The following is a 7,366-nucleotide window of genomic DNA, read 5'->3' on the forward strand; positions in this document are numbered from 1 at the left end:
GTCACAGAGCTGGCTGCAAAGGCAGCGCAGGCAGTGATCGAGGAGGCCGGTCCCGAGCCGCCTCCGCAAGTGCAACTATCCTTCCTTGCCCGCCTCGCACACCGCGATCGCGGTCATGTTGACCACGCGCCGGACGGTGGCTGAAGAAGTGAGGATGTGCGCGGGCCTGGCGGTGCCGAGGAGGATCGGGCCGATGGTGACACCGTTGCCGCCGGTGACCTTGAGCACGCTGAAGAGGATGTTCGCGGCATCGAGGTTCGGCATCACCAGGATATTGGCCGAGCCGCTGAGGGGAGTCTGCGGGAGGAAGGACTCGCGGATCTCCTCCGACAGCGCGGTGTCGCCGTGAAGCTCGCCGTCGCATTCGACGTCCGGCGTCTGTGCGGCGAAGAGTGCGTAGGCGGCGCGCATCTTCCGCGCCGAGGGCCGGTCGCTGGAACCGTAGACAGAGTGCGAGACGAAGCCGACCTTGGGCGGCAGGCCGAAGCCACGCACGGTTCGCGCCGCCATCGCGGCGATCTCGGCAAGCTGTTCCGGGGTCGGGTCGTCGTTGACGAAGGTGTCGGTGAGGAAGAGCGTGCGTCCCGGCAGCATCATGGCATTGAGCGCCGCGAAGCAGGTGGTGCCCTGCTGCAGGCCGATGACGTCGCTGATCATGCCGAGGTGACTGTCGAAGCGACCGACCGGACCGCAGATCAGCGCATCGGCTTCACCGCGGCGCACGCTGAGCGCACCGATGACGGTGTTCGACCGGCGCACGGCGGATTTCGCCATGTCGGGCGTGACGCCGCGGCGGCCCATGATCTCCTGATACCCGGTCCAGTACTCGCGAAAGCGCGGGTCGTTCTCCGGGTCCACCACCGGCACTTCCACGCCCGGCGTGAAGCGCAGGCCGGCACGCGCCGCGCGCGCCGCGATGACACCCGGCCGCCCGATCAGGATCGGGCTCGCCAGACGCTCGTCCAGCACGATCTGCACCGCGCGCAGCACGCGTTCGTCCTCGGCATCGGCATAGACGACGCGCTTCGGGCGCGCTCGGGCGGCATCGAAGACGGGCCGCATGAACATCGACGTATGCGTGACGAACCGTGCCAGTTCCCGGCCGTAGCTGTCGAGGTCGGCGATCGGCCGCGTGGCCACGCCGGATGCCTGCGCCGCCGCGGCTACGGCCGGCGCGATGCGCATGATGAGACGCCGGTCGAAGGGCTTGGGGATGATGTAGTCCGGTCCGAAGGTAAGTTCCTGCCCCGGGTAGGCCTTCGCCACGTCGTCGCCGATCTCGGCCTTGGCGAGCGCCGCGATCTCGCGCACGCATGCGAGCTTCATTTCGTCCGTGATCGACGTCGCACCGGCGTCGAGCGCGCCGCGAAAGATGTACGGAAAGCAGAGGACGTTGTTGACCTGGTTGGGATAGTCGGAACGCCCGGTGGCGATGATGCAGTCGGGCCGTGCCTGCTTGGCGAGCTCCGGCCGGATCTCGGGTTCCGGGTTGGCGAGCGCAAGGATGATCGGCTGCGGCGCCATCGTCCCCACCATCTCCGGTGTGAGGACGCCCGCGGTCGAGCAGCCCAGGAAGACGTCGGCCCCCTTGACGATGTCGGCGAGCGTACGCGCGTCGGTTTCGCGCGCGTAGCGCTGCTTGGAGGCGTCGAGGCCGGAGCGTCCCGTGTGCAGCACGCCCTTCGAGTCGACGACCAGGATGTTCCCGGTCTTCACGCCGAGCGCCACCATGAGATCGAGACAGGCGAGCGCCGCAGCGCCGGCGCCGGAGCAGACGAGCTTCGTCTCTTCGATGCGGCGACCCGTGAGTTCGAGGCTGTTCAGCAGCGCGGCGCACGAGATGATGGCGGTGCCGTGCTGATCGTCGTGGAACACGGGAATCGACAGGCGCTCGCGCAACTTGCGCTCGACATAGAAGCACTCCGGCGCCTTGATGTCCTCGAGGTTGACGCCGCCGAGCGTCGGTTCTAGCGCGGCGATGATGTCGACGAGTTTGTCGGGGTCGCGTTCCGCCAGTTCGATGTCGAAGACGTCGATGCCGGCGAACTTCTTGAAGAGGCAGGCCTTGCCCTCCATCACCGGCTTGCCGGCAAGCGGACCGATGTTGCCGAGACCGAGGACGGCAGTGCCGTTGGTGACCACGCCGACCAGGTTGGCGCGCGAAGTGTACTCGGCCGCGAGTCCGGGTTCGCGTTCGATGGCGAGGCAGGCATACGCCACACCCGGCGAGTAGGCGAGCGACAGATCGTGCTGGTTCGCCAGCGGCTTCGTCGGTGTGACGCTGATCTTGCCGCGCTGAGGCAGGCGGTGATAGTCGAAGGCAGCCTGACGCAATGCTTCTTCAGCGGGCGTAAGGCTCGGTTCTTTTTCCATGAGCTTCTCCACAGCGCAGCAATCGCGCGCACATGTCCGGATTCTACGCGCAGGCGGCTGCGCGCGAGCGCACGCATCGCGGTCGCAAGCGCGAAGTGGAGGGTCAGTGCGGCGTCTCGCATACACTATCGCTTCTTCCCGCAACCGGAACGTTTTCGTGCAGCCGCGCGATCGAACAGCAATCGAGGCTCTGCGCAATGCGCTCGACGGCGTGATGACGCGCGAGCGCGGAAAATTCTTGCGCAGACTGCGCGAAGCCGCGCAGGGGCAGCGCGCATCGGCCGGAGAGATCGAGGCCCTGGCAAGGGAAATCGAAGCGTCGCGGGCAAAGTGTCAGGCCCGTCTGGCGGCCCTTCCGCGACCCGCGTTTCCGGAAGAGTTGCCGGTATCCGCAAGGCGCGAGGAGATCGCAGCCGCCATGTCGTCGCACCAGGTCGTCGTCGTTTGCGGCGAAACCGGTTCCGGCAAGACGACGCAGCTGCCGAAGATCTGTCTCGCGCTCGGCCGCGGTGCCGCGGGCCTCGTCGGCCACACCCAGCCGCGGCGCATCGCCGCGCGCACGGTGGCAAACCGCATCGCGCGCGAGCTGTCGACCCCGCTCGGCAAGCTCGTCGGCTACAAGATCCGCTTCCACGACCAGGTGAGCGACGACGCGTACGTCAAGGTGATGACCGACGGCATCCTGCTCGCCGAGACGCAGACCGATCGCATGCTCTCGGCGTACGACACGCTGGTCATCGACGAGGCGCACGAGCGCAGCCTCAACATCGATTTCCTGCTCGGCTACGTGCGGCAACTGCTGCCGCGGCGGCCCGATCTCAAGCTCGTCGTCACCTCGGCCACCATCGACGCGGAGCGCTTCTCCAGGCATTTCGGTGGCGCGCCGGTGGTCGAGGTCTCGGGCCGCCTGTATCCGGTCGAGGTGCGCTACCGCCCGCTCGCCACGGACCCCGAGAAGGGCGACGAGCAGGATCTCACCGATGCCATCCTCGACGCCGTCGATGCCGTGAGCCGTCCGGGTGAGCAGGGCGACATCCTCGTTTTCCTGCCCGGCGAGCGCGAGATCCGCGATACCGCCGAGGCCCTGCGCAAGCACCATCCACCCGGCGCGGAAATCCTGCCGCTCTATTCCCGGCTGTCGGCGCAGGAGCAGGACCGCGTCTTCGATCCCGGAGGCGCGCGGCGCATCGTGCTCGCCACCAACGTCGCCGAGACCTCGCTCACGGTGCCGCGCATCCGTTACGTGATCGATCCCGGTTATGCGCGCGTCAACCGCTATTCGTATCGCAACAAGGTCGAGCAGCTCGTCACCGAGAAGACCTCGCGCGCTTCCGCGAACCAGCGGGCCGGACGCTGCGGCCGCGTGATGAGCGGCGTGTGCGTGCGCCTCTACGATGAGGAGGATTTCGCGAAGCGCCCCGAGTTCACGGATCCCGAGATCCTGCGCTCGTCGCTCGCCTCGGTCATCCTGCGCATGGCTTCGCTCAACCTGGGGCACGTCGAGCAGTTTCCCTTCCTCGACCTGCCGCAGCCGCGGATGATTGCCGACGGCTATCAGCTCCTGAACGAACTCGGGGCGATCGACGCGCAGCACCGGCTGACGGCGGTCGGCACGCGGCTCGCGAAGCTGCCGATCGATCCGCGCATAGGGCGCATGGTGCTGGCGGCGAAGCAGGAGAATTGCCTAGCCGAGGTGCTCGTCATCGCCGCCGCGCTCTCGGTGCAGGACCCGCGCGAGCGACCGCTCGACAAGCAGGGCTCTGCCGATCTCGCGCACATGCAGTTCTTGGACGAGCGCTCGGACTTCCTGTCGTTTCTCAGGATGTGGACGTTCTTCGAAGAGGCGGTGAAGCACAAGAAGTCCAACCGCAAGCTTGCCGAAGCGTGCCGCGAGCATTTCCTCTCCTATCTGCGGCTGCGCGAATGGCGCGACATCCACGGTCAGCTCCACGCGCTGGTGACCGAGATGGGACTGCGGCCGAACGAGCAGTCGGCGACCTATGAGCAGATCCACCGTGCGCTGCTCACCGGGCTGCTCGGAAACATCGGCACGAAGGGCGAGGAACCCGGCGAGTACACCGGTGCGCGCGGCATCAAGTTCCGCGTGCACCCCGGCTCCGGCATGAAGAAACAGCAGCCGAAGTGGCTCGTCGCGGCGGAGCTTGTCGAGACGACGCGCCTGTATGCGCGGCACGTGGCGCGCGTCGAGCCGGAGTGGATCGAGCAGATCGGCGCGCACCTGGTGCAGCGCGAATACTTCGATCCGCACTGGGAGCGCAAGCCGGCGCAGGTCGTCGCGTTCGAGCGCGTGTCGCTGTACGGGCTGGTGGTGAACCCGCGACGGCGTGTGCACTACGGCCCGATCGATGCGCGCGAAGCGCGGGAGATCTTCATCCGCGGCGCCCTGGTGGCGGGCGAGTTCGACACGCACGCGCCGTTCTTCGCGCATAACCGCAGGCTGCGCGAGGAGGTCGAGGCGCTCGAGCACAAGTCGCGGCGGCTCGACGTGCTGGTCGACGACGAACGCGTGTTCGCGTTCTACGATGCGCGCGTACAAGAGGGCATCGTGAACGGCGTCGGCTTCGAAAAGTGGCGGCGCGAGGCGGAGCGCGAGACGCCGCGGCGGCTTTTCATGGCGCGCGAGGATCTCATGCGCCACGGCGCCGAAGGCATCACCTCCGCACTCTATCCCGAGGACTTCAAGCTGGGCGAGGTGACGCTGCCGCTGACCTACCGCTTCGAGCCGGGACACGCGCTCGACGGTGTCACTCTCACGGTCCCGCTGCACCTCCTGAATCAGCTCGACCCGCGGCGCCTCGACTGGCTGGTGCCGGGAATGCTCCGCGAGAAGGTCAACGCACTGCTCCGCGCGTTGCCGAAGCAGACGCGCAAGCTGCTCGTGCCGGTGCCGGAAGCGGTCACCGCGTGCCTCGTGGAACTCGACCGCGTGCCGCCGGACGCCGGTGCGCAGTCCCTGACCGACGCGCTGGCCTGGGCGCTGAAGCGTGTGAAAGCGCTCGACGTCCCACCCGACGCGTGGGACCGCAGCGATCTGCCGGCGCATCTTTCGATGAACATCTCCGTGGTGGACGACGATGACATCGAGATCGCGTCGGGTCGCGACCTGCAGGCGCTGCGCGATGAGCTCGGCGTGCAGGCGCAGCAGCGCTTCGCGCCGGAGAACGCCTGGGAGCGCACGGAAATCACCGCCTGGGACGGCTTCGAGCTGCCGGAGGCCGTGAGCTTCGATCGCGAGGGGCACAAGCTGACAGGCTTCCCGGCGCTGGTCGATGCCGGCGAGTCGGTGACGCTCACGATGATGGACACGGCCGACAAGGCGCGGGACGCCACCCGTCGCGGCGTCAGCCGGCTCGTTCAGCTTGCGCTCAAGGAGCAGATGAAGTTGCTCGAGCGCAGCCTGCCGGGCTTCTCGCAGCTCGCGCTGCTGTACGCCAACCTGGGCAACGCGGAGCAGTTGCGCGGCGACCTCGTCGCCGCGATCGTCGACCGTGCGGTATGGGTGGACGAGGCGCCCGTGCGCGATCGCCATGCCTTCGAAGCACGGGTGAAGCAGGTGAAGAGCCGCATCCTCGTCGTCGCGCAGGAGTACGCGCGCCTGGCGACGGAGGTGCTATTGGCGGCGCAGCCGGTGCGCAAGACCCTCGACGGTGCGGCTGCCGCAAAATGGCGCGAGGCTTGCGCGGACATGCGCCGTCAGCTTGCCCACCTGATCTTTCCGGGGTTCATCGTCCAGGTGCCGTATACGCGGCTGCAGCAGTATCCCCGCTACCTCAAGGCGATGGCGCGGCGCCTGGAAAAGATCCCCGACTGGCCGGAGCGGGACGCGAAATGGACGACCGAGATCGCGCGGCTCTGGAAGCAGTACGACGACCGCCTGGCGAAGCACCGCAAGACCGGCATCCACGACGCGCAACTGGAGGAATTCCGCTGGCAACTGGAAGAGCTGCGCGTGTCGCTCTTCGCGCAGGAGCTGAGAACACCTGCGCCTGTTTCCGTGAAACGCCTGGAAAAGCTGTGGGGGATGGTGGCGGTGTAGGGGGTTACCCACGCCTCGTTGACGACGTTCAGCGGCGCGACCAGACTCCTGCAACTGTCGTTCGCGTTCCTGCCTGAGATGGATATCCAGCCGAGCCACCCCGGGGGTCAAGTACCGCGTCGCCCGAGTCCGGATTATTCGCGCGTCGTCGAGCGTGCGCAGGAGATCAGGCAGTCCGCGGGCAAGCCGATGTCGGAGGCATTGGATCAGGCCTTCGAGGAAGCACGGCAGCCGCCGCAAGCTTCGGCGCCGGCGAATGTCGACGAGCTGCTGGCCGACCCCGCGCGGTGGCCGCATCACATGGACGCCTGGTGTTCCGTGCACGCGTGGCTCGCGTACCGGCCGCTGCGGGAGGTCGAAGCCGTGCTGACCGGCGCAGGCATCGACGGCATCGACCTCTCTCTGCTGCTTCCCCTCTCTTCCACGACGGCGCATGCAGACGCGCTTGGCTTCGCCCCGATGTCTCCACAGCTTGTGGCGTCGGTTGCGCGGTGTGCACGCGTGCTCGAACTCAAGCAGCAGATCCAAGCCGAGGGTTACGGCGACTTCCTCGCCGTGGAAGAGGAAGCGCGCGAGCTGCGCGCCTTCTGCGTCCGCCGCAAGGACGTGCTGGTGATCGCCTTTCGCGGCACCGTCACGTGCAGCAACTGGCGCGACGACTTTCGCTGCTGGCCGGTACACGAGGCGCCGCGCCGGCACCGTGGTTTCCTCGGCTGCTGGCGGGCGCTCGCGCCCAGGATCACCGACTGGGTGCGCGCACAGGCACCGCGGACGCCACGCCTCGTGGTCACCGGGCACTCGCTGGGCGGAGCGCTGGCGACCCTGGCTGCGAGCGATCTCATGTGTGCAGGCATCGCAGGCCTGCGGATCGAGGCCGTCAGCCTGTTCGGCTGTCCGCGGGTCGGGCTCGCGGGCTTTGCGGATGCCTATGGCAAG

Annotated in this window: 3 protein-coding genes; 2 read left to right on the forward strand and 1 reads right to left on the reverse strand. The window is 67.6% G+C overall.

The features are described 5' to 3' along the window. Positions 1 to 75: 75 nt before the first annotated feature. Positions 76 to 2,373, reverse strand: a complete 2,298-nt coding sequence (locus JNK68_04235; protein ID MBL8539560.1) for an NADP-dependent malic enzyme — start codon at positions 2,371 to 2,373, stop codon at positions 76 to 78. Here JNK68_04235 and hrpA point away from each other — a divergent pair. Both hrpA and JNK68_04245 read left to right on the forward strand, forming a co-directional pair. Next, positions 2,372 to 6,430 carry an ATP-dependent RNA helicase HrpA gene (gene hrpA / locus JNK68_04240; GenBank protein MBL8539561.1) on the forward strand — a complete coding sequence of 1,353 codons (4,059 nt, stop codon included), beginning with the start codon at positions 2,372 to 2,374 and terminating at the stop codon, positions 6,428 to 6,430. The two genes, JNK68_04235 and hrpA, sit on opposite strands and share 2 nt — an antisense overlap. Before the next feature lie 18 nt (positions 6,431 to 6,448). Further along, on the forward strand, positions 6,449 to 7,366 hold a 918-nt coding region (locus tag JNK68_04245; GenBank protein ID MBL8539562.1), incomplete at its 3' end, for a lipase family protein.

Source organism: Betaproteobacteria bacterium (assembly GCA_016791345.1).
Taxonomy (GTDB): Bacteria; Pseudomonadota; Gammaproteobacteria; order Burkholderiales; family JAEUMW01; genus JAEUMW01.

What these genes read in the sequence shown, in the direction of transcription:
- hrpA (MBL8539561.1), top strand. Translation starts at nt 2,372, where the DNA reads ATGAGCTTCTCCACAGCGCAGCAATCGCGCGCACATGTCCGGATTCTA.
- JNK68_04235 (MBL8539560.1), bottom strand. Translation starts at nt 2,373, where the DNA reads ATGGAAAAAGAACCGAGCCTTACGCCCGCTGAAGAAGCATTGCGTCAG.